The organism is Streptosporangium carneum, assembly GCF_027922005.1.
Classification (GTDB): Bacteria; Actinomycetota; Actinomycetes; order Streptosporangiales; family Streptosporangiaceae; genus Streptosporangium; species Streptosporangium carneum.
In genome coordinates this window covers 25,308-47,153 of record NZ_BSEV01000036.1, presented here as the reverse complement: position 1 = coordinate 47,153, position 21,846 = coordinate 25,308, and the positions used below count along the sequence as shown (strand labels likewise).

Sequence of the window (21,846 nt, the reverse complement as noted above, 5' to 3'; positions counted from 1 at the left end):
TTCATAACGGGGCGAATCCGCTATTGACGCCCGCCAGAATCTCCCTCCATATTGTCGATTGTCGACGATCGACAAGCGGAGGCAGCGAGCAGGACGGCGGGCCCAGCCCTCCACCAGGTCCTCGGGGGATCGAGGACTCCGCGCACTGCTCTTCCCCGAGGAGGGAATCAATGGCGAAACCACGCCGGTCCCGCGTCATGTTCGCCACGGCGACGACCGTGGCCCTGCTCGCGACGGCGCCCGCCTGCGGCGCGGTCCAGAAGAACGCCGGAACCTCCGGCACGTCCGGCACGAGCCCCGCCACGGGCTCACCCCGTCTCGGCGGCACGATGACCGTCGCCTACAAGTCCGACCCCAAGACGTTCGACCCGGCCGTCTGCTACGACGCGACGTGCTGGAACAACATGCGGATGCTCTACGACCGCCTGTACGACTACAAGGGCTCCACCAGCGAGCTCGTCCCGCAGGGCGCCGCCGAGCCCCCCGCCGTCTCACCCGACGGCAGGACCTACACCGTCAAGATCAGGCCCGGCATGACCTTCTCCGACGGCTCGCCCGTCAGGGCGCGGGACTTCGCCTACTCCTTCTCCCGCATCCTCGACCCCGCCACCAAGTCGCCGGTGCGCGGCTTCTGGACCGGCGTCGTGGGAGCGGAGGAGTACGGCAAGAAGCCGGAGGGCACGCCCAAGGGCATCCAGGCGGTCTCCGACGGCGAACTGCGGATCGAGCTCACCCAGCCCAACTCCGCCTTCAAGTACATCCTGGCCATGCCGCACGCGTCGGTGATCCCCGAGGGCTCGGGCGACAAGGCGGCCGCCCAGCCGCTCGGCTCCGGCCCGTTCACCTTCAAGGAGTTCTCCCCGGGCCGTCAGATCGTGCTGGAGAAGAACCCCACGTACTGGGACAGGCCCCGCCCCTACGTCGACAAGGTCGTCGAGCGGCTCGGCGTCAACCCCGACGTGCAGCTCCTGCAGCTGGAGAAGGGGGAGATCGACCTGATGGGCGACCCGATCCCGCCCGCGCAGTACCTGTCGGTGACGGCCAACGCGACGCTGAAGGACCAGACCATCACGATCGCCAAGCCGAGCACGTACTTCCTGACGTTGAACGTCAAGATGAAGCCGTTCGACAACCCGAAGGTGCGTGAGGCCGTCTCCTACGCCATCGACCGGGCGTTCCTGCTCAAGCTGGTCAACGGTCAGGGCCAGGTCGCCAACGAGTTCCTGCCGCCGGGCGTGGTCGGTCACACCGAGGAGAAGCTGGTTCACGACCAGGACATCGCCAAGGCCAGGCAGCTGCTCGCCGAGGCGGGCTATCCCGACGGCTTCTCCACCACGCTGTACTCCTGGAACACCCCGCCCTGGACCAACCTGCTGCCGCAGCTTCAGCAGGACCTGGCCAAGATCGGCGTCAAGGCGGATCCGCGCCCGCTCCAGCAGAGCACGTTCTTCGAGCTGGCGGGCACCCCCGGCAAGGCCCCGATGGCGCTCTCCTTCTGGGTGGCGGACTACCCCGAGGGCAGCAACTTCTTCCAGGCGCTCACCGCCTGCGCCGCCGCCGTCCAGGGTGGCCAGAACTACGCCTTCTCCTGCGACGAGGAGACCGACGCACTGGTCGCCAAGGCGCTGGCCACCGACTCTCCCGACGAGGCCCAGAAGCTCTACGCGCAGGCCACCACCAGGCTCCTGGCCGGCGGCTCGCTCGTGCCGCTCTACTACGGCTCCAAGACCGAGGTCTTCGGCAAGAACGTGGGGGGCTACTTCCCGCAACCCGTCTGGGCCTGGGACATGACCAACTACTGGAAGACCGACGGCAGGCCGACCGACTGAGCTCCGCCTCCGTTGACCGTCCAGACCCCCGCGACCCCCGCGACCCCCACGAAAGGCTGATCATGGACGCGCTGCTCGACGTGGACGACCTCGTCGTCCGCTTCGCGACGCCGAACGGCGACCACACGGCTGTTCGCGGGGTCTCCTTCTCCGTCGCCGCGGGTGAGCGCCTGGGCATCGTCGGCGAGTCGGGCTCAGGCAAGTCCGTCACCGCCCAGGCCCTCATGCGGCTGCTCGGACCGGCCGCCACCGTCGAGGCGGGCGCCGTCCGCTTCGAGGGGCGCGACGTGCTCGGCTTCTCCAAGGACGAGCTGCGCCGCTGGCGAGGCGCGCAGGCGGCCATGGTGTTCCAGGATCCGCTGTCCAGCCTCAACCCGCTGGTGCGGATCGGGCGGCAGGTCACCGAGACGCTCCGCGAGCACCTCGGGACGGATCGCAGGACCGCGGTCGCACGGGCCGTGGAGCTGCTGTCCGAGGTGGGCATCCCGGACGCCCCCGCCCGGCTGCGCGACTACCCGATGACGTTCTCCGGCGGCATGCGGCAGCGGGTCGCCATCGCCATCGCCGCCTCGTGCTCGCCCAAGCTGCTCATCGCGGACGAGCCGACCACGGCGCTCGACGTCACCGTGCAGGCGCAGGTGCTCGACCTGATGGACCGCATGACCTCGGAGCTCGGCACCGCGGTCATCCTGATCAGTCACGACCTCGGTGTCGTCTCCACCTTCTGCGACCGCGTCCTCGTCATGTACGCGGGGCGGGTGGTCGAGAGCGGCACGATCGAGGAGATCGTCGGCGCTCCCCGGCATCCCTACACCCGCGCGCTGCTCGGCTCCATCCCGAGCATGACGGGGCCGCTGCCACGCAGGCTGCCGTCCATCCCCGGCAGCCCTCCCCAGGCGGGGACGCGCCCGCCGGGCTGCTCGTTCGCCTCGCGCTGCCCGCTGGCCGAGGACGTCTGCCATGAGGCGGACCCGCCGCTGACGGGCGGCGTCGCCTGCCACGTCGCCACGAGAGAGATCGCCACGAGAGACACGAGAGAGATCGCCACGAGAGAGGAGAACGGGAGGTGAACATCGTGGAGGTGGAGAACCTGCGCGTGCACTTCTCCCGCCGCAGGGGTGTGACCGTGCGGGCCGTGGACGGTGTCTCGTTCACGATCGCGCCCGGCGAGACCCTGGGCCTGGCCGGTGAGTCGGGGTCGGGCAAGAGCACGGTCGCCCGTGCGCTGCTGCGCATCACCGACCCGGCGGGCGGGCGCGTCCGCATCGGAGGCCGCGACATCGCGGGCCTCAGGGGGGCCTCGCTGAAGGCGTTCCGGCGTCAGATGCAGATGGTCTACCAGGATCCCTACGACTCCCTCGACCCGCGCATGAAGATCGGCGCGACCGTCGAGGAGGCGCTGCTCGTCAAGGGCGTCCCGGCCGCGGAGCGCCCCGGCCGGGTACGGGAACTGCTGGAGCGGGTGGGACTGCCGGCCGCCTTCGCCGTCCGCTATCCGCACGAGCTGTCCGGAGGACAGCGCCAGCGGGTGTCCATCGCCCGCGCGCTCGGCGTCGACCCGGCCGTGATCGCCTGCGACGAGGCGGTCTCCGCGCTCGACGTCTCGGTGCGGGCCCAGATCCTCAACCTCCTCAAGGACATCCAGGAGGACAGCGGCCTGGCCTACCTGTTCATCTCCCACGACCTGTCCACGATGCGGTTCGCGGCCGACCGGGTGGCGATCATGTATCTCGGCAGGCTGGTGGAGATCGGCACCCGGGACCAGGTGTTCGGCGCCCCCCGGCATCCCTACACACAGGCGTTGCTGGCGGCCGTGCCGGTGCCGGGTGCGAGCCGCGCGGCCCGGCGGGTCAGGCTCGCCGGGGAGCCGCCGAGCCCCGCCCACCCGCCGACGGGCTGCGCCTTCCATCCGCGCTGCCCGCTCGCCCAGGACGTCTGCCGGACCACCAGGCCGGAGCTGGCGGTCAAACAGGGCGGCCAGCTCGCCGCCTGCCATCTCGCGTCCGAGCCCGCCCGAGAGGAGGCGGCCCCGTGACGGCGCCGCCGGAGCCCCTGGAGCCGCCGGAGTCGCGGCGGCCCGCGGATCCCGAGGCGCCGAGCGTGCGTGACGGCCTGCGCAGGGCGGGGCGGAGCCTCCTGAGGGACCTCCCCGCGCTCATCTCGATCATCGTGCTCGTGCTGCTGGTGCTCGCGGCGCTCCTCGCGCCGCTGCTGGCCCCGCACGATCCGCTGCGCACCTACGCCGAGGGCCTGACCGACCGGGGCGCGCCCGTGTCACCCGGCGGGGACTTCCCGCTCGGCACCGACCCCAACGGCCGGGACGTGCTGTCCAGGCTGTTGTACGGCGCGCGCGTGTCCCTCACGATCGGGATCGTCGCCAACGGCCTGGCCACGATCGTCGGAGTCGTGGTCGGCGTGACCGCCGGTTACTTCGGCGGCCTGGCCGACACCGTGATCAGCAGGATCACCGACGTCATCATGTCCTTCCCGATCCTGCTCTTCTGCGTCGCGCTGATCTCCGTCACCGGGCCGAGCCAGCGCAACGTGGTGCTCGTCATCGCGCTCATCTACTGGACCTACCTGGCGCGCATCATCCGCGGCATGGTGCTCTCGCTGCGCGAACGGGAGTTCGTCACCGCGACCCGCACCCTCGGCGTGGGCAATGTGCGGATCATGGTCCGGCACATCCTCCCGCACCTCGTCCCGGCGATCATCGTGTACGCGACGCTGGGCGTGGCCAGCTCGATCCTCATCGAGAGCTCGCTGTCGTTCATCGGCGTCGGCGTGCCGGTGCCCGAGGCCTCCTGGGGCCAGATGATCGACGACGGCCGCAAGTACTACGAGGTCGCCCCATGGCTGCTCTTCGCCCCGGGCGTCTGCCTGATCGTCACCGTGCTCGCCTTCAACCTGGCGGGCGACTGGCTGCGCGACCTCCTCGACCCCACCGCACCGGAACGGAGGTGACGACGTGACGGGATGGGTTCTGCGGCGGATCGGGCAGACGGCGCTGGTCCTGCTCGGCGTGGTCACGCTCGCCTTCTTCATGGCCTACGCCGTGCCCGGCGACCCGGCCAGGCTGATCGCGGGCCCCAACGCCGACGCCGCGACCGTGGCCTCGATCCGCCACCAGCTCGGCCTCGACGCCCCGCTCTGGTCCCAGTACACCGCCTTCCTCGGACGCCTCCTGCGAGGCGACCTCGGCACGTCCTACGCGCTGCACGGCGCGCCGGTCGCCGGACAGATCCTCCAGGCGCTGCCGACCACCGCGCTCATCGCGCTCGGCGGTGTGCTCTGGCAGCTCGTCCTGGGGGTCCCCGCGGGGATCGTGGCCGCCTACCGGCCGAAGAGCGCCGCCGACCGGCTCGCCACGCTGGGTGCGCTCATCGGCCTGTCCGCGCCGCCGTTCTGGATCGGTCTGCTGCTGCTCTACTACCTGGCCTACCGCTCCTCGGTCTTCCCGCTGAACGGGCTCGGCGACCCGCTCTGGTGGTACCTGGCGCTGCCGACCTTCACCCTCGGCCTGGCGGGCGCGGCGTGGTACGCCCGGATGACGCGCACCCAGATGCTGGAGGTGCTGCGCTCGCCGTACATCCAGATGGCCCGCGCCAAGGGCCTGCGTGAGCGCACGATCCTGACCAGGCACGCGCTGCGCAACGGGCTCACCCCGCTGATCACCATGATCGGGATGGACTTCGGCTACTTCCTGGGCGGAGTCCTGATCATCGAGTCGGTCTTCGGCCTGCCGGGCGTCGGCAAGCTGACCTACGACGCCATCGACCAGCTCGACATCCCGATCGTCACGGGCGCGGTGCTCTTCGCCGCCTTCTTCGTCGTCGTCATGAACTTCCTGGTCGACCTCACGTACGCGGTCGTTGACCCGCGCGTGCGCAACCGCCGCTGACCCGGGCCACGACTCCGGATCGGCGCCAACCCCCGAAGGGATCTTTTCGTATGGGACAGGACAAGCTGCGGGTCGCCGTGGTGGGCGCGGGCCGCTGGGCGCAGGCCGCCCACATCCCCGGCTGGCAGCGCGACCCCCGCGTCGAAGTGGTCGCCCTCGCCGACGTCGACGCCGAGCTGGTCGCGGAGGTGGGCGAACGCTTCGGCGTCGGCCGCCGCGTCACCGACTACCGCGAGCTGCTCGACGACCCGGCGATCGACGTGATCGACGTGACCACCGGCAACCGGACGCACTTCGAGATCACCTGGGCCGCCCTGGAGGCGGGCAAGCACGTGCTCTGCGAGAAGCCGGTGCACAAGGACTACCGGCAGACCCGGCGGGCCGCGGAGCTGGCCAGGTCGAAGGGGCTGAAGACCAAACTGGGCTTCACCTTCAGATACGCGCCCGCCGTGCAGTACGCCAAGGAGCTCATCGACGCCGGTTTCGTGGGCGAGCCGTACATCTTCAACGGCTACGAGCAGAACAGCCAGTGGCTCGACCCGTCGAACCCGCTGCGCCAGGAGGACCCGAACGCCGACCCCGACGTCATCCAGGTGTCGTCCATCGAGGGGTACGGCGCGCCGATCATCGACATCATGCACTGGTGGGTCGGCTCGCCCATGACCTCCGTGGTCGGGACGATGCGCAACTTCGTCCCCGAACGCGTCGTGCGCGACACCGGCCTGATGACCCGGATGAACATCGACGACGGCGACATGTGGATCGCCGAGTTCGAAAGCGGCGCGCTCGCCTCGATCCAGTCGTCGTTCGTCACGGTCGGCAACTACCCCGGCATCGAGGCGCGCGTCTACGGCTCCGAGGGCGCGATCATCGTCAGGCTCGTCGAGGAGTTCGGCGTCTGCCAGACGATCAGGACGGCGACCAAGGACTCCGTGGAGTTCGTCGAGCGGGAGATCCCGCAACGCTTCTTCCCCGAGGGCGGCGGCTCCACCGAGGACTGGCCCTTCCTGTTCTACTCCAACCTCTGCAAGGACTTCGCCGACGAACTGCTGTCCGGCGGCCCGGCCAACCAGGGCGACTTCGCGCAGGGCGCGCTGGTCCAGGAGACCGTCAACACCTTCGAGAGGTCCTTCCGCGAACGCCGCTGGGTCTCCTTCCCCCTCGAGGCCTCACCCGAGGAGGCCCGGTGACGCACGAATGGGGCTCGGCCCACGACGACGAGACGGCGCGGGCACTGTGCGAGACGGCGCTCGGCGCGGCCTCGGGGCCCGGCGTCGGCTACGCCGACGTGCGGCTGGTCGAGTGCGAGGAGACCCGCCTGTACGGCAGACGCGGCGGAGAGCGCGACGAGCGCGCCGAGCTGAACCTGGGCGTCGGCGTCCGGGTGCTCCTCGACGGAGTCTGGGGATTCGCCGCCGCCCCGCTCGGCGACGAGGCCGACATCCGCGCCGTCGCGGCGCGGGCCGTCGCAGGCGCCCGCGCCGCGGCCTGGGCGAGCGACGAGCGGATCACCCTTCCGCCGCGCCCGCCCGCCTCGGGACGCCACGCCACCGAGGCCGCGATCGACCCCTTCTCCCACACCGGCAGGCACGACCTGCTCGACCGGGCGCTGGCCGCCGCGGGCGCGCCGGAGAAGGTCGTCTCGGCCGAGGTGGGGCTGAACGCCAAGCGGCAGCACCGGCACTTCGCCGACAGCGAGGGGTCCAGGCAGCACCAGCACCTGGTCGAGTCGGGCGCGACGGTGATGGTCTTCGCGGCCGACGAGCACGACGTGCAGCGCCGTTCCTACCCCAACTCCTTCCACGGCAACACCGCGGGGGCGGGCTGGGAGTACGTGGAGTCGCTGCGGCTCGTCGAGGAGGCCGCGCGGGTCGGCGAGGAGGCGGTCGCCCTGCTCACCGCGCCGCCCGCGCCCTCCGGCACCGGGGACCTGGTGATCGGTCCCGCCCAGATGGCGCTGCAGATCCACGAGTCGTGCGGTCACGCCCTCGAACTCGACCGCATCCTCGGCGACGAGTCCAACTTCGCCGGGGCCTCCTTCATCACCCCGGACGCGCTCGGCACGCTCCGCTACGGCTCGCCCGCGGTGAACGTCACCGCCGACCCGACCGTTCCCGGCACCCGGGGCTCCTTCGCCTGGGACGACGAGGGCACCCCGGCCGGGCGCAGAGAGCTGATCCGCGAAGGCGTCGTGGTCGACTTCCTGTCCAGCAGGGACAGCGCGGCCAGGCTCGGCCTCACCCCGGTCGGCGCGGCCAGAGCCGACGGCTGGGCCTACCCGCCGGTCTGCTTCGCGACCAACGTCTTCCTAGAACCCGGCTCCGGCAGCCTGGAGGAGCTGCTCGACCGCCTCGGCGACGGCTACTACGTCGACGACAACCGCAGCTGGTCCATCGACGAGCGGCGCTGGAACTTCCAGTTCGGCACCGAGGTCGCCTACGAGGTACGGCGGGGCAGACGCGGGCGGCTGCTGAAGAACTTCTCCTACGGCGGAGTGACGCCGCGATTCTGGGGCTCCGTCGAGGCCGTCGCGGGCCCCGTGGAGTTCAGGGCGTTCGGCATGCCCTGCGGCAAGGGCGAACCCAAGCAGTGGGGCTTCCTCGGGCACGGCGCCTCCCCGACGCTCGTGCGCGACGTGCGGATCGGGGTGGCGTGATGAGGCCGTACGCGACGACGACGACGGCGCGGGCCGGGACGGGAGTGGCGTGATGGAACCGTACGTCGGCGGAGACGCCGCCGTCGAGGCGCTCGAGAGGGCCCTGGCCCACGCGAAGGGAGCCGAGGAGGCGGAGGCGTTCCTGACCGTGCGCTCGGGGGAGTACACCCGGTTCGCCGGGGAGCGGATCCACCAGGCACAGGACATCGTGGAACGCCAGCTCATGGTCAGGGTCGTCGTGGGCGGCCGCACGGCGAGGGCGGCCACCTCCAGGATCGAGGACCCCGGCGCGGCGGTGCGCACCGCGCTGGCCCTGGCGGAGGGCGGAGCCGGAGGCGGGCGTCCCGCCTCCCATCGCGTGGCCGCCGCGAGCCCCTACCCGGAGCTCGATCTGTGGCACGCCGACGTGGAGGCGTGGGACGCCGCGGCCCGCTCGCGGGACGCCGCGCACGCCATGCGCGAGGCGGCGGCCGCGGGCGGGCGGGCCTACGGCATGTTCGGGCGTGCCGTCACCGAGCTGGCGGTGGCGACCACCGCGGGCGTGCGGGCCTACGCCGCCGCGACCGAGGCCTCGGGCGCCCTCACCGTCAAGGCGGGCGGCGGGTCGTCCTACTGGTGCGACCTCGGCAGGTCCGCGCCGGCCCTCGGCGTCCGGGAGGCCGTCGAGCGCACCGTGGCGGAGGCCGCGCGCAGCCGGGAGCCGGTCGAGCTGCCCGACGGCGTCCAGGACGTGGTCCTCGGCCCGCTGGCGGCGGGGGAGCTGCTCCACTTCTTCGGCGCGTTCGGGTTCACCGGGGCGGCCGCGGCCGCCGGGGTCGGGGCGGTCGCCCGCACCCCCGGCGCGCGGATGGCCGCGCCGTCGATCACGGTCGCCGACGACGCGCTCGCCGACGTCGGGCTGCCGTTCCCGTTCGACATCGAAGGGGTGCCGAAACGGCGGGTCGACTTCCTGACCGAGGGAAGGGTCGGCGAGGCGGTCACCGACCTGGCGACGGCCGCGAGACTCGGCACGCCCTCGACCGGGCACGCCCACATCGCCCGCGAGGAGTCCCCGGCCGCGATCCCCGCCAACCTCGTCCTGGCCCCGGGCACGACGCCGCAGGACGAGCTCGTCGCCGGAGTCGAACGCGGGGTGTACGTGCAGCGCTTCTGGTACACCCGCGTCGTCGACCCGCAGGAGAGCACGATCACCGGGGTGAGCAGGGACGGCTGCTTCCTCATCGAGAACGGCAGGATCACCCGCCCGGTGGCGGGCAAGCGGTTCACCGAGAGCGTCTTCGGGCTGCTGTCCAGGGTGGACGCGGTCGGCGACCGGGTGGCGACCCAGGCGTTGATGAACGTGTGGAACGGCGCCGCGACCGCCCCCGCCCTGCGGGTGCGCGGCTTCAGGTTCGGGCCGAGGCCATGAGGGTCAGGACCAACGCCGACCGCCTGGTCACCCAGATCCTCACCGGCGAGGTCTGGCCGCCGCTCGCGAACAGGAACGGCTACCACGTCGACGCCGACGGCCACCCCTTCCTGCTGCCCGGCATGGGCGGGGTCACGCTCGGCGTGCACTGCGGCGACCCCGCCACCGGATACGCCGCCGACCACCTGGAGCCGGGGCTGTCCATCAGGCACAGGGAGGCGGGCGCCAACATGGCGCTGCAGTTCCTCGCCTGCGTCGGCAACACGGTGCGCACCGCCTCGGGAGCGGAGGGCTTCGTGATCGGCCAGCACGCCTACGTGCTCGCCGACTTCCCCGAGGAGACGCTCGCCGAGGTCACCGTCGGCGACCCCGTCACGGTCGTCGCCCGCGGCCAGGGGCTGCGGCTCGCCGACCACCCCGACCTCGTGGTGAAGAACTGCGACCCCGGCCTGATCGAGCGGATGCCGGGCGGCACGCGCGCGGACGGAAGACTCGAGGTGCACGTGGCCGCGACGGCGCCCGCGGAGGCCGTGGGAGCGGGCGTCGGCATGGCCTCCGAGTTCGCCAACACCGACCTCATGGGCGCCTACGCGGGCCAGTCGCCGGACCTGTCGCTCGGCCTGGAAGGGCTGCGGATCGGCGACTTCGTGGCGCTGGAGGACACCGACCACCGGTTCGGTCGCGGGCACCGGGCCGGGTATGTCACTATCGGCGTGATCTCCACCGGTCACTGCATGCTCTACGGTCACGGTCCGGGCCCCTCCTCGTTGATCAGCGGCCCCGCCGACGCCTTCCACATCGTCCACGACTCCGACGCCAACCTGGGAGGGATCCGATGACCGCGACCGTGCTGGCCGTGAACCTTCTCGGGGTGGTCGAGCACCCCGAGATCGACGGCATGAACCCGTACCGGATCGACGCCGAGGGACGCCCCTACGTCCCGGCGGGAGACGGGGGCGTCGTGCTGGGGGTGCGGCTGGGCGACTCGGCGTTCGGCTTCGACGCCGACCACGCCGCGCCGGGGGCCTGTCTGGTCCACCCGGACCCGTCGGCCCGCCTCGCGCTGACCGCCTACGCCTGCGTGGGCAACGAGGTCGTGGTCCGCACCGGAGCCGCGCGGGGCGCGCGGGGCCGGGTCGTGGGCAAGCGGGGCGAGGCGGGCCGGGTGATCGTCAGCCTGTCGCAGGAGCACCTGGCCGCGCTGCGCCCCGGCGACGGGATGAGCGTCCGCGCCCACGGCCAGGGCGCGCGTCTGGGCGTCCCCGGCGTCGAGCTGCTCAACCTCGACCCCCGCCTGCTGGAGCGCCTGCCCCTGCGGATCGACGCCGAGGGCCTGGCCGCGACCGTCCGCGGCGTGGTGCCCAGCAGGCTGGCGGGCAACGGCCTGGGCCGCCCCGCGCAGATGTGGGACCTGGACGTCCAGGTCACGCCGTCCACCCCGGGCCTGGCCGGGCTCCGCCTCGGCGACCTCGTCTGCCTGGACGACATCGACGTACGGCACAACATGGGCTACCGGCGCGGCTGGCGCACGCTCGGCGTCGTCGTGCACGGCGACAGCCCGCTGCCGGGACACGGCCCCGGAGTGACCCCCATCGTCAGCGGCCCGGCGGACCGGCTGACCGTCACGGTCGACCCGGACTGCGAGCCGGGGCTGACGGAGGACGCGCTGCACGGCGTCCCATACTGAACAGCGGCCCATACTGAAGCAGACAGGCGTCAACGCGAGCTACGGAGAGAGGACACCAGGGGAAGTGCTCGAACACCTATCCCTACCCGACACGGTACGGCTGGCGCTGCGACGCAAGATCCTCAACGACGAGCTGCCCGCAGGCACCCGCCTCGTCGAGGCCGGCATCGCCGAGGACTACGGAGTGAGCCGGGCGACCGTGCGCCAGGCGCTCCGCGACCTGTCCAACGAGGGCCTGGTCGACATCAACCCCCGGCGTTACAGCATGGTCACCCGCATGTCCAACGAGGACATCCAGGACATCTGCTACGCCCGGTGCGTCCTGGAGACCGCCGCCGCCCGCGACGCCGTCACCAACCTCCCCAAGGGGTTCTTCGAACGCCTCGAACTGATCGTCCAGGAGATGACGGGCGCCGCGGAGGCCGGTGACATGCAGGAGCTGGTGGACATCGACACCCGCTTCCACCGCGAGATCGTCCTGGCCTCGGGGCGGCGGCGTCTGGCCGAGCTCTGGGAGACCATGAACGGCCACATGTACGCGCTCATGCGATCCTCTCTCGACCGCCAGCAGCTGGGGATGGCCGAGGCCGCCAACCGCCACCGCCTCGTCATCGCGGGCCTCGCCTCCGGCGACTCCGAGCGGATCGAGTCGGTCATCCACGCCCATTACCTGGAGCCCACCCTCCCCGGGCCGGCGGACAGGCAGGAGCGGGTGGAGGGGGACGCGCAGCGGTAGGCCGCTCCGCGCGAGGCTGTTCACGCTGCGGGGGTTGTGGGGCTGCTCTTTGTCGGGTGAGTGGGGCTGTTCGGGCTGCCGCTGTCGAGGGTGGGGGTGGGTCCGCGTGGAGGGGGGCGGGTGGTCCGGCCGGCCGTCTCAGCTGAGCCCTGGCGGGTTCAGGCCTCCGGCCTGGCGGGCGCAGGTGGTTGCGGTCCTTTCATACAGCGAATGGCGGCCGTTCTTGGGGGGCGTGCCGGGGTGGGCGTAGGTGCGGACACCGTCAAGGCGGGTAGGGTGATCGCGTGCCGTCGTCAGAGTCCTCCGGCGGGTCCGTGTGGCTGCGTCCCGAGCGGCCGCCGCGCGACCGCCAGCTCACCCGCGAGCGGATCGTCGACGTGGCGGCCGCCGTCCTCGACGCCGAGGGTCACCGTGGCCTGTCGATGCGTCGCGTCGCCACCGAGTTGGGGGTGACCGCCGGGTCGCTGTACTGGTACGTCCACACCAAGGACGACCTGCTGGAGCTGGCCCTCGACCGCGTGCTGGCCGAGGTGCGTGCCGACCCCGGCACGTCCGACTGGCGGGACGGCCTGGCGGCGCTGGCCCGCAGCAACCGCGCCATGCTGCTGCGTCACCGGTGGGCCCTGTCCGAGCTGACCGTCAGGCCCAACCTCGGCCCGAACGCACTCGCCCTGGCCGAGACCGGGCTGCGCCTGCTGGAGCGCGCCGGGTTCGTCGGCTCCGACCTCGACGCCGCCATGGCCGCCGTCAACGACCACGTGGTCGGCGCGGTCATCGCGGAGGTTGCCTGGCGCGACACGCTGGCCCGCATGAGCGGAACCGGGTCAGGCTGGGACGAGCGGGCGGCCGAGTACCTGCGCCAGATCGCCGAACGCCACCCGACGCTGGCCGGCCGGATGGCCGCCACGGGCGAGATCGACGTCGAACGCGAGAGCGAGCGGCGCTTCGCGTTCGGCCTCGGCTGCCTCCTGGACGGCCTCGCCACCCGGTGCGCGACCCCGTTCCCGTCATCGCGTCATCGCGACGCGGGGTCCCGGTAGCAATGAAGCAGACTCCGACGGTGTTGCTGCTGACCTGCGGGACTCCGTGAAAAACACGATCACGGGACAGCGGGCCCAAAGCCCATCCATACAGGTCAGGCCCATATCCGTCGGATCTTCCGCGATTGCTACTGGGACCCCCCAGGTGCCGGGCGTAGGTCTCGGCCAGGGGGTGAAGTCGGCGGCGAAGGACTCCGCCAGGGGAGTCGGCAGGCGGTTGAGGCCGTCCTGTCTGGGCCCGCACCAGCCTTCCACCGCCGCCGCAAGGACGACCGGCCCGTCGTGGTGAAGCTCGGCCCGCACGAAATCGGACCGATGGTCAGGGGCGCTGGTGGGGTTGGTCTCGACGACCCAGCGGCGCGGGCCGAGTAGCAGTGGTCGTACGCGAGGTGGTCCGAGAGGAAGTCGGACTCGTCCGCCGAAAGGTCGAAGCGGGAGCTCAGAGCGAGTCCGAAGTCAGCGAAGTAGAGCCGGCGAGCTGGGCGTGAAGCACGCCACACTGACCAACTACTTGAAGCGGACACCCTGATAACGCCGATTATGCCGGTGCGTCCGCGATCGTGATGCCCTCGCCCCTGCCGCCCCGTCCTCCGCGCTGGAGGCGGGGCGTCCTGCTGTCCGCCTGCGTTTCAGTCCAGCGCAAGGAAGCTGCCGATGTTGCCGTGCTTGGCCTCGCCGGGGTCCACCGGGTTGAAGGTCCTGGTCCGGCAGTTCGGGTCAGGGAAGATCAGGATCGTGCCCTCGGTCTGGTTCACCACGGCGCTGTTGGCGCCGAAACCCCGATGGCAGACGCCCCGCTGCGGGTCGGTGACCGTCTCGACCTGGCCGTCTTGCGAGTACAGGCGCACGGCTCCTGACGCCGCGGAGGCGGGGCCGGCGCAGGCGAGTGCGAGCGTCCCGGCCGCGGCTGCGGCCAGGAGAGTGGGGAGGTGTCTCATCGGATGGTCCTTTCAGGGGCGACTCCTTCGACCCTAGCTGTGAGTAGTCATGAAATCGCCGAGCGTTACGGGAAGGGTGTTGTTACCCCGCGCCCCGCCCGCACGCCCCGTTCACCCACACACGCCCATCCGGCCGCGCCGCCATGGCGGCATGGATTCCGAGCTCGACACGCTGGACGCCGCACAGACCCGCCTCGCCGACGCCGCCCGCCGCGCCTGGCGGGCCCGCTGACATCAGACGCACGAAGTGCCCCGCTCGTCCTCCTGTATGGAGAGCGAGCGGAGCGCGCTGCTGTCCAGGCCGTTACGTCCGTCATCCCCGGGCGCCGCGTGAACCCTCTTCAGCTCAAGAAGGACACTCGCGGGAGCACGCGCCGACCTGGCCCGACGACGTCAACCTCTCAGCGCCACGCGATGGAGCTGGTCTTGTCGTTCATCGTGGAACCGATCCAGGGGAAGTAGCTGCTGTAGGTGTGCCCGTTTCCGCTCTGGTGGCCGAGCCAGCCGGTGAAAGCGCCCTTGAAGTAGGTGTCCGCGAAGTGGATGACCTGGCAGCCCGAGTAGACGCTGTAGGAGGAGATCGCGTTGTCCAGAGAAGGCAGAACGGCCAAGGTGGTCTCGACGGAGCCGTGGTTGTCCGGGCAACGATGACCCGCTACGGCCAGGCTGGAGCCGCCGAAGTTGCCGTGCTCGTACTCGATACCGATGATGACATCCTCGTCCAGTGCGGCCGTTCGGCCGTTGATCTGGCTGAGAGCGTTGACGCGGCGGTCGAATTCGGGGTCGGCCACGGCGGTGGCGGGGTCGCGGGGAGCATCGGTGATTCTCCCGCCGCTGGCGTCGGCGATGGCCTCGGTGAAGGTGCGATAGCAGATCATGTTCTCGCCGGGGACCGCGACGGAGGACTTGCCGGCGGTCAGGTGGATCGCGCAGTGCTTACCGGTCGGCGGGGCCTGTCCGGTGCGGGGTGAAGGGGCGGCGACGTCGGAAGGCGACGGGGCGGCACTGGCGGCGGGCGCGAGGGCCATGCTGAGAGCCACCACCGTGGAGACCACGGCGGCGGGCATGGTGAGAGAGCGCATTGATCGACTAACCTCCGGGCGGATGGGGCGGCGCCAGGTCGCTGACCGCCCATCGCCCTGACTCGCCTCTGTCATTGATTTGTCATCGCCGCGTCATGAATGTGCAATGGCTCGCAAGACCAGGCGACCCGTCCCCGGCGCCGGTGGGTCGTGAGCGGGTGGGACGTTCCGCCGTTCAGGTCCGGCGATACAGGATCGGGAAGCACGAGCCATGCCGCCGAAATATGGGAAACCGGGAGCTCCCCGCCCTCGCCGATCAGTGCTCACCTTGAGGTGTTCTCCTAGCCAGCCGTGAGGAGTCACCATGAAGATCCGCAAACTGGCCGTCGTGGCACTCGCGACGACGCTGACCGCCGGCGTCCTGACCGGCACCGCACCCGCCACCGCCTCCACGGGCCGCCAGGCCACCAGCGCAGCCGGTGCGGCCACCAACGCAGCGCTTCCGCCAATCATGTGGCGCCCATACCAGTACTACGACTACGACGAGGTCGTCTTGTCCTCGCTCTACATCCGCTACAGGTGCCTCCTGCCCCACTACGCCTTGCCCGAGTGGGATCCGGACACGACCCCCGCCCTATGGCAGCGGATATCACTCACTCCGTAGCGGCCTTCTGCAGCGCCATCCACGCGCCGTGCCGGTCCTGCCGCTCACTCCACCACGCGTGGGCGGTGAGCGCCTCCAGTGCGTTCAGGCATGCCGCGCGAGCCTCCGCGAACCCGGCCCGCTGCTCCTCCGTGACCTCCGCCTCGCCCGCGCCTCCGGCTGCGGTGTTGTTCAGAGTTGTTTTTCTCATCTCCCACCGCCGACGCCTGACAACGCCTCCTTGCCAGACACCAGCTGAAACGGAACGTCAACCCAAGGAGAGTCATGAAAAGGCTCCACGTGCTGGCGGCGGGAATCATGGCGGGGTCTCAACGCTGGGCGCCTGATTCCATCGCGCTCTTCGGTGGGTGGCCGGGCGCCAGCTCGGACTGTGTGGGCAACGACAAGAACGACCGGGCCGACTGGGTTGTCATCGGATACTGCCCCTCTGACATGACGAAAGCGCCCCGCCGCCCTCCGGGCGCATTCAAGAGGACGACGGGGCGCCGACCACCGGTTACTTCACCGTGTTGATGAGCTCCTGCGGATCAGACGGGGAGAAGCCCCAGGGGTCCTTGAGGTCCTTGTAGTCGATGACCTCGTCAGCCGACGGCGGCACGACCACGAGCGGCATCCCCCAGTCCGTGTAACGGGTATCGACCCTCTCGGCCATCGTTTCTCTGGCGCTGCTGGTCATCAGACGGGTGGGAAGGCCCTTGGCGTCAGTCCACAACCGCCAGGTCCCCTTCGGCTGGGCGAGCTTCCCCTGGTAGAAGAAGCCACCGGAGACCGGCTTGGCCGTCGCCCCCTTCAACAGGGTCTTCAAAGCCGCCGGATCGAACACGTTGACCGTCTCCTGCTGGCTGGCGACGTGCCTAACGTACTCGGTCACGGGCGCGGCTGATTTCGGCACTTCCGCACTCACCCAGGTTTTGCCCTTGGGCAGCGCGTAGACACCGGACATGTAGACGTGCCCACCGACGACGGTCACGGCGATCGGCCCTTCCAGCACACCTCCCAGCTCAGGAAACTCATCTTCCATCACCTTTTTGACCTCTGGGGCGAGCAGTATCTGCATGGAGGTGTCAACGGCGACGGGGCTGGCGGGGCCAAGCTGCAGTCGGCTGTTGTAGCGGAACCGAATCGAACTCTTGCTGTCGAAGACGGTGCGGGAGATCTCGTTGATCTGCACACCGCGGTCGGCCCGTAGCTGTCGTTTAACCGCCTGCACCGGGTCGGGAGCAGCGGTCTGCGCGGCTGCGGGGACGGCGGTGAGGGCGGATGCGACCAGAGTGGCGGCCGCTAGGGCGAGCAATCGCCTCATGGGAGATGTCCTTCACGAGGGGGACGTGGAGAGATCATCCTGCCAGAAAGATCACAAACGCCCCGCCGTCCCGAAGGACAGCGGGGCGCCACGCGGAGAAGCCAGCGCTCGCAGACCACGCCGTCACCGTCACGGTCCTGGTACCACTCGTACTCAGGGTCGACCCCTCGCCGGTACGGCCCGTACCCGGCGTCGTTCGCTGCGCCGCACGTCGGGAACCGTGGATCATTCCCGCGTCTCACGGGCGGGGAACCCATAACCCCCGCGGATCTCGCATCGAGAGCAGCCCCGCATCGCGCCCTCAAGATCTATTCCCGGGGAACACGCCTCAGACCGTGGGAGGAGCGGTCTGTTCGAGGCTGCGGCTCTCCTCGCGGACGGCCGCGCTTCGTCTCCCGGCGGCCTCGGCAGGCTCGCCGGGATCGTCCTGTAGGCGGCGCCGGAGCATGCCCGTGAGCCGCCGCGCCGCCTCGATGATCGCCGCCCCGGCGGCCCCGACCAGGGGTTCCCGTTCCTCCTGTGCCGTCGGTCCGGGATCGGGCCCGACCGGTTCGGCGTTCCCTGCGCGGCACGCCTCGAGCTGCGCGGCGAAGGCGAGCCCGAGAAAGAGCGCCATGGAGCTGAGGAACGACCACAGCAGCAGCGCCATGACCGCGGTGAGCGGTCCGTAGGTGGCGCCGAAGGTGCCGCTGCGCTCGGTGTACAGGGCGAGCGACAGGGTGAGGAGTGTCCACAGCACGAGCGAGACCAGCGCGCCGAAGGCCAGCCAGGTGTGCCCCGGCTGCCTGCGCCGGGGCGCGGCGCGAAACAGCACCGAGGCCGACAGCAGCGCCAGCAGGAAACCGACCGGCCATCGCACCAGCGTGAAGGCCGCCAGCGCGTCGTCCTCCCAGCCGTAGACCTGGACGAGCGCCCGCCCGATCGCCCCGCCGCCGACCATCACGACGAAGCCGACGGTCATGAAGGCTCCCGCGGTCAGCGCCATCAGCAGGGCCCTGCCGTACTTGCGGAGGAACGGACGGTCGCGCTCCACACCGTAGATGCGGTTGGCCCCGCGCTCGATCTGGGCCATCGCGCTGGTCAGCGAGACCAGCGCGGTGACCAGGCCGAGCCACAGGGCCAGCGCGCCGCCGGAGTGGCCCGCCTGTCTGTGGCTGTCGGCGAGCACGTCCCTGACCGCCTCGACCCCGTCCCCCGGGGCGATCCTGCTCAGCGTCAGCTCCAGCACCTGGCCGAGCCTCTCCTGGTTGAGCACCGAGCTCAGCCCGACCAGCGCGATCGCGCCGGGGATGATGGACAGGCAGATCTGCAGGGCCAGCGCTCGCGCGTTGGTCATGCCGTCGCCGTACCTGAATCTCGCGAAGGAGTCACGGACGAGACGCCAGCGGCCGTACCTGCGCAGGGCGACCCAGGCGTGGTCGGCCGAGAGCTCCTCGCCGTTCATGCTTCGCGTCTGCGGCACACTCGTCGCGGTTCCCATAGCGGAGATGGGCTACCCCAAAAGTGCACGCATCATCAAAAAATCGGACAACAGTATGTTTTGTGGATCATTCGCTGGCCGTACTGCCAGCTCAGGGCCGGTCCCGGGCGTCAGCCGGTCGCCGGCTCCCCGCGGCGGACAGAGAGGCTTGAGGCGGCCGATCGGGGTAGGGGGAGGGGCATGGCTGAATTTCTGACCGACATCAAGGAGATCCGGGCCCGGGCGCGGCAGGAGATCGACAAGGGGCCGATCACCTCCGCGTACGGCGCCGACCTTCAGCGGGTGGTCCAGGTGTGCAACGAGGCGCTGGCGACCGAGCTCGTCTGCGTGCTCCGCTACAAGCGCCACTACTACACCGCCACCGGGATCTACGCCGAGCCCGTGGCCGCCGAGTTCCTCGAGCACGCGGCCGAGGAGCAGGAGCACGCCGACCGGCTCGCCCGGCGCATCGTGCAGCTCGGCGGCGAGCCCGACTTCAACCCCGACACGCTGACGGCTCGATCGCACGCGGAGTACGACTCCAGCCTTGACCTGGTGGAGATGATCAAAGAGGACCTGGTCGCTGAGCGGATCGCCATCGCCTCCTACACCGAGATCGTCCAGTGGCTGGGCGACCGGGACGTGACCACCAGGCGGATTTTCGAGGACCTTCTCGCCCAGGAGGAGGAGCACGCGGACGATCTCAAGGGACTGCTGGAGAGGCTTCCCGAGGCGCAGAGGCGCTGAGTCGGCGGGTGGGCGGCTCACGGGCCGAGCGGCTCACAAGCCGGTGAAGCGGGGCACAAGAGCACGTTGAGTGGCGGCCAAGAGGCCTGGCTCATCGTGAGGCCATGACAGCACCGAAGGCGGTCCTCCGGCGTCGTCCCGGAGACCCCGTGCCCGACCTGGTCGCCTTTCTCGCCTTCCACGCGGGGCTGCGCCGGGACTTCGGCCGTCTGGCCGACGCCCTCGCCGCCTGCGACCCCGCGGACGCGCCGCGCCGTGCTCTGATCGACGAGCATCTCGCGCTGCTGTTGCGTGCCCTGCACCACCACCACGTCATCGAGGACGAGGAGATCTGGCCGCTGCTGCGCACGCTGGCCCCCGGGGCGGGAGACGTCATGGACCGGCTGCACGCCGAGCACCGGGAGATGGACGCCGTCGTCGGGCGTCTTTCGGCCGTGGGACGCAGTACGGGGGAGCAGGTCGACGACCTGCGCCTGATGCACCGGCTCGTCGGCGACCACCTGGACCTCGAGGAGCACGGGATGGTCCCCCTGATCCGCGAGCACGTCGCCGCCGACTGGTGGGAGGGGGCGAGCAGGAGGGCGACCAGCGGTTACGGCCGGGATCTGCCGATGGTCGCGGCCTGGACCGTCGACGCCGCAGGGCCGGACCAGCGCGAACGCCTGGTCGCCGCGACACCGGTGATCCTGCGGGTGCTGTACCGGCTTTCCTGGCGGCGCGCCTACGAGTGCCGCGCGGCCCAGGTGTTCGGCTGAGCGGTCCTTCACTCGGGTTCGTGCGATGAGCCCAGAAGCAGCTGTGCGTGATCGAGGTGACGTTTCGTAGCGGTGACCGCTGATTGCCGTCTGGCTAGAGCCGAGTCAATCCCGTCAAAAACCTTCGTTTTTTGACGAACTTCCAGAGATGCGTCCACGGACCCCGGAAACCCTTCACAACCTCCCTCTTTCAACGATTCCCGAGGACCGTTTGTTGAGAATATGGCGGGCGGGCATGACACCCCCGCCGACCTGCTGGACGCCTTTCCCGCCCAGCCCAGCGAGATCCGCATCGGCTACGCCCGCGTCTCCACCGGCGGCCAAAAGCTCGAACGCCAGCTGGACGCCCTGACCGCCGCCGGATGTCGGCGCATCTTCGCCTCGGCGACGACGAAGAATGTTCGGCCTGTTCGAGGGCCCTGGCGTGCCTGCTCATGCCTGTGGATTCCCTCTCATTTCTGAGAACGCAAGTTTCTGAGAACGCAAGCCCCGGCTCAGCCGCGCGGCGCGTACATGATCACCAGGACGCCGGCCAGGCAGACCAGCGCGCCGATCACGTCCCAGCGATCGGGCCGGAACCCGTCGACGACCATGCCCCACGCCAAGGATCCGGCGACGAACACCCCGCCATAGGCAGCCAGGATGCGGCCGAAGTTCGCATCCGGCTGCAGCGTGGCGACGAACCCGTACAGGCCCAGCGCGATGACACCGGCGCCGATCCAGACCAGGCCGCGCTGCTCGCGCACGCCTTGCCAGATCAGCCATGCCCCGCCGATCTCGGCGAGCGCGGCCAAGGCGAACAGCAGCAGGGAGCGAACGACCGTCATGGCAGGTAGTACAACGCATCCCGGCAGCCGGCCCTTCGCCGGGCCGCCGCCGGGGCTGGTGCGGCGGGGCGGACGTTCAGCGTCCGCAACCGTTCCCGCCGCAGCCACAGCTTCCTGCCTCGGCGGCGCGCGAGGCGCGGCGGCGGTGCAGCCACCACATGCCCGCGGCGGCGGCGATCAGCAGCCCAGAGGCGCTCACAGCGGTCAGTTCTCCTCAGGGGCGCGGTCACCGGCCAGGTCGGCGAAGGGCAAGGGGCAGTCGGGACAGGTGCAGTGGGTCAGACTGTCGCAGCCCGCGCTCACCACCGCGCTCAGCGCCCGCAGCTGCAACCAGCGGCGGCCTTGGCCTCGGCGACGGTCCGGCCGGGGTCGACGGCCTTCTCTTCGGGGGTGCAGCAGGCGGCGGTGCCGCAGCAGGCGTCGCCTTCGACGCCTGGGGCCTTGCTCTTGCCGAGGGTGTCGGCGTCGGCCTTGACCACATACACCTCCCAGGGTTCAGCACCGGGCCCATGCACCCAGACCTTGTCCTGCAGGGCGTAGCAGCAAGAGGTGTCGTTCTCCTCGAACGTGGCCAGGCCGGCCTCCTTCAGACGGCTGACGGCGGCGGTGACCTCCTCGGTGGAGGTGACTTCGACGCCGAGGTGGTCCAGGCGGGTGTCCTGCCCGGTCTCTCCCTCGATGAGGACGAGCTTGAGCGGGGGCTCGGCGATGGCGAAGTTGGCGTATCCCTCGCGGCGCTTGGCCGGCTCGGCTCCGAAGAGCTTGGAGTAGAAGGCGATCGAGCCTTCCAGGTCGGCGACGCGCAGGGCGAGCTGGACGCGGGACATGACGGTCTCCCCTCGTTGGCAGAACTGTATCGACGTTCGTCTATACA

26 protein-coding genes are annotated in these 21,846 nt (G+C 70.6%); 16 read left to right on the top strand and 10 right to left on the bottom strand.

Annotated elements, in window-relative coordinates; translation table 11 throughout:
* Window positions 1–170: 170 nt before the first annotated feature.
* The 12 genes from PKF00_RS40080 to PKF00_RS40025 all read left to right on the top strand — a co-directional run bounded on the left by PKF00_RS40080 (window position 171) and on the right by PKF00_RS40025 (window position 13,257).
* Window positions 171–1,829, top strand: a complete 1,659-nt coding sequence (locus tag PKF00_RS40080) for an ABC transporter substrate-binding protein (RefSeq protein WP_271222990.1) — start codon at window positions 171–173, stop codon at window positions 1,827–1,829.
* 62 nt (window positions 1,830–1,891) lie between these two features.
* Window positions 1,892–2,899, top strand: coding sequence for an ABC transporter ATP-binding protein (locus PKF00_RS40075; protein ID WP_271222989.1), 1,008 nt, complete (start codon window positions 1,892–1,894; stop codon window positions 2,897–2,899).
* A complete protein-coding gene (locus tag PKF00_RS40070) occupies window positions 2,896–3,864 on the top strand; it encodes an ABC transporter ATP-binding protein (protein ID WP_271222988.1) in 969 nt (322 codons plus the stop codon). Before PKF00_RS40075 ends, PKF00_RS40070 begins: the two co-directional genes overlap by 4 nt.
* Window positions 3,861–4,793: an ABC transporter permease gene (locus PKF00_RS40065; protein ID WP_271222987.1), complete on the top strand. Its 933-nt coding sequence runs from the start codon at window positions 3,861–3,863 to the stop codon at window positions 4,791–4,793. The genes PKF00_RS40070 and PKF00_RS40065 overlap by 4 nt, the downstream gene beginning before the upstream one ends.
* A gap of 4 nt (window positions 4,794–4,797) precedes the next feature.
* Complete coding sequence (locus PKF00_RS40060; protein WP_271222986.1) at window positions 4,798–5,730, top strand: ABC transporter permease; 933 nt, start codon at window positions 4,798–4,800, stop codon at window positions 5,728–5,730.
* Window positions 5,731–5,780: 50 nt separating this feature from the next.
* Window positions 5,781–6,920 (top strand): Gfo/Idh/MocA family protein, encoded by a 1,140-nt coding sequence (locus PKF00_RS40055; protein WP_271222985.1) that lies wholly within the window; start codon window positions 5,781–5,783, stop codon window positions 6,918–6,920.
* The gene (locus PKF00_RS40050) at window positions 6,917–8,386 is read left to right on the top strand and encodes a TldD/PmbA family protein (RefSeq protein ID WP_271222984.1); all 1,470 of its coding nucleotides are present in this window, start codon (window positions 6,917–6,919) and stop codon (window positions 8,384–8,386) included. Before PKF00_RS40055 ends, PKF00_RS40050 begins: the two co-directional genes overlap by 4 nt.
* Window positions 8,387–8,438: 52 nt before the next feature.
* Window positions 8,439–9,794, top strand: coding sequence for a TldD/PmbA family protein (locus tag PKF00_RS40045; protein WP_271222983.1), 1,356 nt, complete (start codon window positions 8,439–8,441; stop codon window positions 9,792–9,794).
* On the top strand, window positions 9,791–10,633 hold the full coding sequence (locus PKF00_RS40040) for a DUF4438 family protein (RefSeq protein WP_271222982.1): 843 nt from the start codon (window positions 9,791–9,793) through the stop codon (window positions 10,631–10,633). The genes PKF00_RS40045 and PKF00_RS40040 overlap by 4 nt, the downstream gene beginning before the upstream one ends.
* A complete protein-coding gene (locus PKF00_RS40035) occupies window positions 10,630–11,481 on the top strand; it encodes a DUF4438 family protein (RefSeq protein WP_271222981.1) in 852 nt (283 codons plus the stop codon). The genes PKF00_RS40040 and PKF00_RS40035 overlap by 4 nt, the downstream gene beginning before the upstream one ends.
* Before the next feature lie 64 nt (window positions 11,482–11,545).
* A complete protein-coding gene (locus tag PKF00_RS40030) occupies window positions 11,546–12,217 on the top strand; it encodes a GntR family transcriptional regulator (RefSeq protein ID WP_271222980.1) in 672 nt (223 codons plus the stop codon).
* Window positions 12,218–12,501: 284 nt separating this feature from the next.
* Entirely contained in the window at window positions 12,502–13,257 is a 756-nt protein-coding gene (locus PKF00_RS40025) for a TetR/AcrR family transcriptional regulator (RefSeq protein WP_271222979.1), read from the top strand.
* 629 nt (window positions 13,258–13,886) lie between these two features.
* Here PKF00_RS40025 and PKF00_RS40020 read toward each other — a convergent pair.
* Window positions 13,887–14,195: a hypothetical protein gene (locus tag PKF00_RS40020; protein ID WP_271222978.1), complete on the bottom strand. Its 309-nt coding sequence runs from the start codon at window positions 14,193–14,195 to the stop codon at window positions 13,887–13,889.
* 401 nt (window positions 14,196–14,596) lie between these two features.
* On the bottom strand, window positions 14,597–15,277 hold the full coding sequence (locus tag PKF00_RS40015; RefSeq protein ID WP_271222977.1) for a hypothetical protein: 681 nt from the start codon (window positions 15,275–15,277) through the stop codon (window positions 14,597–14,599).
* A 304-nt stretch (window positions 15,278–15,581) separates the two neighbouring features.
* Between PKF00_RS40015 and PKF00_RS40010 the strand changes: the two genes are divergently transcribed.
* A complete protein-coding gene (locus PKF00_RS40010; protein WP_271222976.1) occupies window positions 15,582–15,881 on the top strand; it encodes a hypothetical protein in 300 nt (99 codons plus the stop codon).
* Here the strand turns inward: PKF00_RS40010 and PKF00_RS40005 are convergent.
* The 4 genes from PKF00_RS40005 to PKF00_RS39990 form a co-directional block, all read right to left on the bottom strand.
* Window positions 15,871–16,071: a DUF8825 domain-containing protein gene (locus PKF00_RS40005; protein ID WP_271222975.1), complete on the bottom strand. Its 201-nt coding sequence runs from the start codon at window positions 16,069–16,071 to the stop codon at window positions 15,871–15,873. The two genes, PKF00_RS40010 and PKF00_RS40005, sit on opposite strands and share 11 nt — an antisense overlap.
* A 306-nt stretch (window positions 16,072–16,377) precedes the next feature.
* The gene (locus PKF00_RS40000; protein ID WP_271222974.1) at window positions 16,378–17,184 is read right to left on the bottom strand and encodes a hypothetical protein; all 807 of its coding nucleotides are present in this window, start codon (window positions 17,182–17,184) and stop codon (window positions 16,378–16,380) included.
* Window positions 17,181–17,441: an excalibur calcium-binding domain-containing protein gene (locus PKF00_RS39995; protein WP_271222973.1), complete on the bottom strand. Its 261-nt coding sequence runs from the start codon at window positions 17,439–17,441 to the stop codon at window positions 17,181–17,183. The genes PKF00_RS40000 and PKF00_RS39995 overlap by 4 nt, the downstream gene beginning before the upstream one ends.
* A gap of 71 nt (window positions 17,442–17,512) precedes the next feature.
* Window positions 17,513–18,664 (bottom strand): YihY/virulence factor BrkB family protein, encoded by a 1,152-nt coding sequence (locus tag PKF00_RS39990; protein WP_271222972.1) that lies wholly within the window; start codon window positions 18,662–18,664, stop codon window positions 17,513–17,515.
* A gap of 180 nt (window positions 18,665–18,844) precedes the next feature.
* Between PKF00_RS39990 and PKF00_RS39985 the strand changes: the two genes are divergently transcribed.
* The 3 genes from PKF00_RS39985 to PKF00_RS45280 all read left to right on the top strand — a co-directional run bounded on the left by PKF00_RS39985 (window position 18,845) and on the right by PKF00_RS45280 (window position 20,607).
* Window positions 18,845–19,390, top strand: coding sequence for a ferritin-like domain-containing protein (locus PKF00_RS39985; protein ID WP_271222971.1), 546 nt, complete (start codon window positions 18,845–18,847; stop codon window positions 19,388–19,390).
* Window positions 19,391–19,494: 104 nt separating this feature from the next.
* Window positions 19,495–20,145: a hemerythrin domain-containing protein gene (locus PKF00_RS39980; RefSeq protein ID WP_271222970.1), complete on the top strand. Its 651-nt coding sequence runs from the start codon at window positions 19,495–19,497 to the stop codon at window positions 20,143–20,145.
* Between the two features lie 222 nt (window positions 20,146–20,367).
* Complete coding sequence (locus PKF00_RS45280; protein WP_425582220.1) at window positions 20,368–20,607, top strand: recombinase family protein; 240 nt, start codon at window positions 20,368–20,370, stop codon at window positions 20,605–20,607.
* A gap of 32 nt (window positions 20,608–20,639) precedes the next feature.
* Here the strand turns inward: PKF00_RS45280 and PKF00_RS39970 are convergent, their stop codons facing one another.
* The 4 genes from PKF00_RS39970 to PKF00_RS39955 form a co-directional block, all read right to left on the bottom strand.
* Window positions 20,640–20,972, bottom strand: coding sequence for a YnfA family protein (locus PKF00_RS39970; protein ID WP_271222969.1), 333 nt, complete (start codon window positions 20,970–20,972; stop codon window positions 20,640–20,642).
* 76 nt (window positions 20,973–21,048) lie between these two features.
* Window positions 21,049–21,171: a hypothetical protein gene (locus PKF00_RS39965; RefSeq protein ID WP_271222968.1), complete on the bottom strand. Its 123-nt coding sequence runs from the start codon at window positions 21,169–21,171 to the stop codon at window positions 21,049–21,051.
* 5 nt (window positions 21,172–21,176) lie between these two features.
* On the bottom strand, window positions 21,177–21,302 hold the full coding sequence (locus PKF00_RS39960; protein ID WP_271222967.1) for a hypothetical protein: 126 nt from the start codon (window positions 21,300–21,302) through the stop codon (window positions 21,177–21,179).
* The gene (locus tag PKF00_RS39955; protein ID WP_271222966.1) at window positions 21,284–21,799 is read right to left on the bottom strand and encodes an ArsI/CadI family heavy metal resistance metalloenzyme; all 516 of its coding nucleotides are present in this window, start codon (window positions 21,797–21,799) and stop codon (window positions 21,284–21,286) included. The genes PKF00_RS39960 and PKF00_RS39955 overlap by 19 nt, the downstream gene beginning before the upstream one ends.
* Window positions 21,800–21,846: the final 47 nt, after the last annotated feature.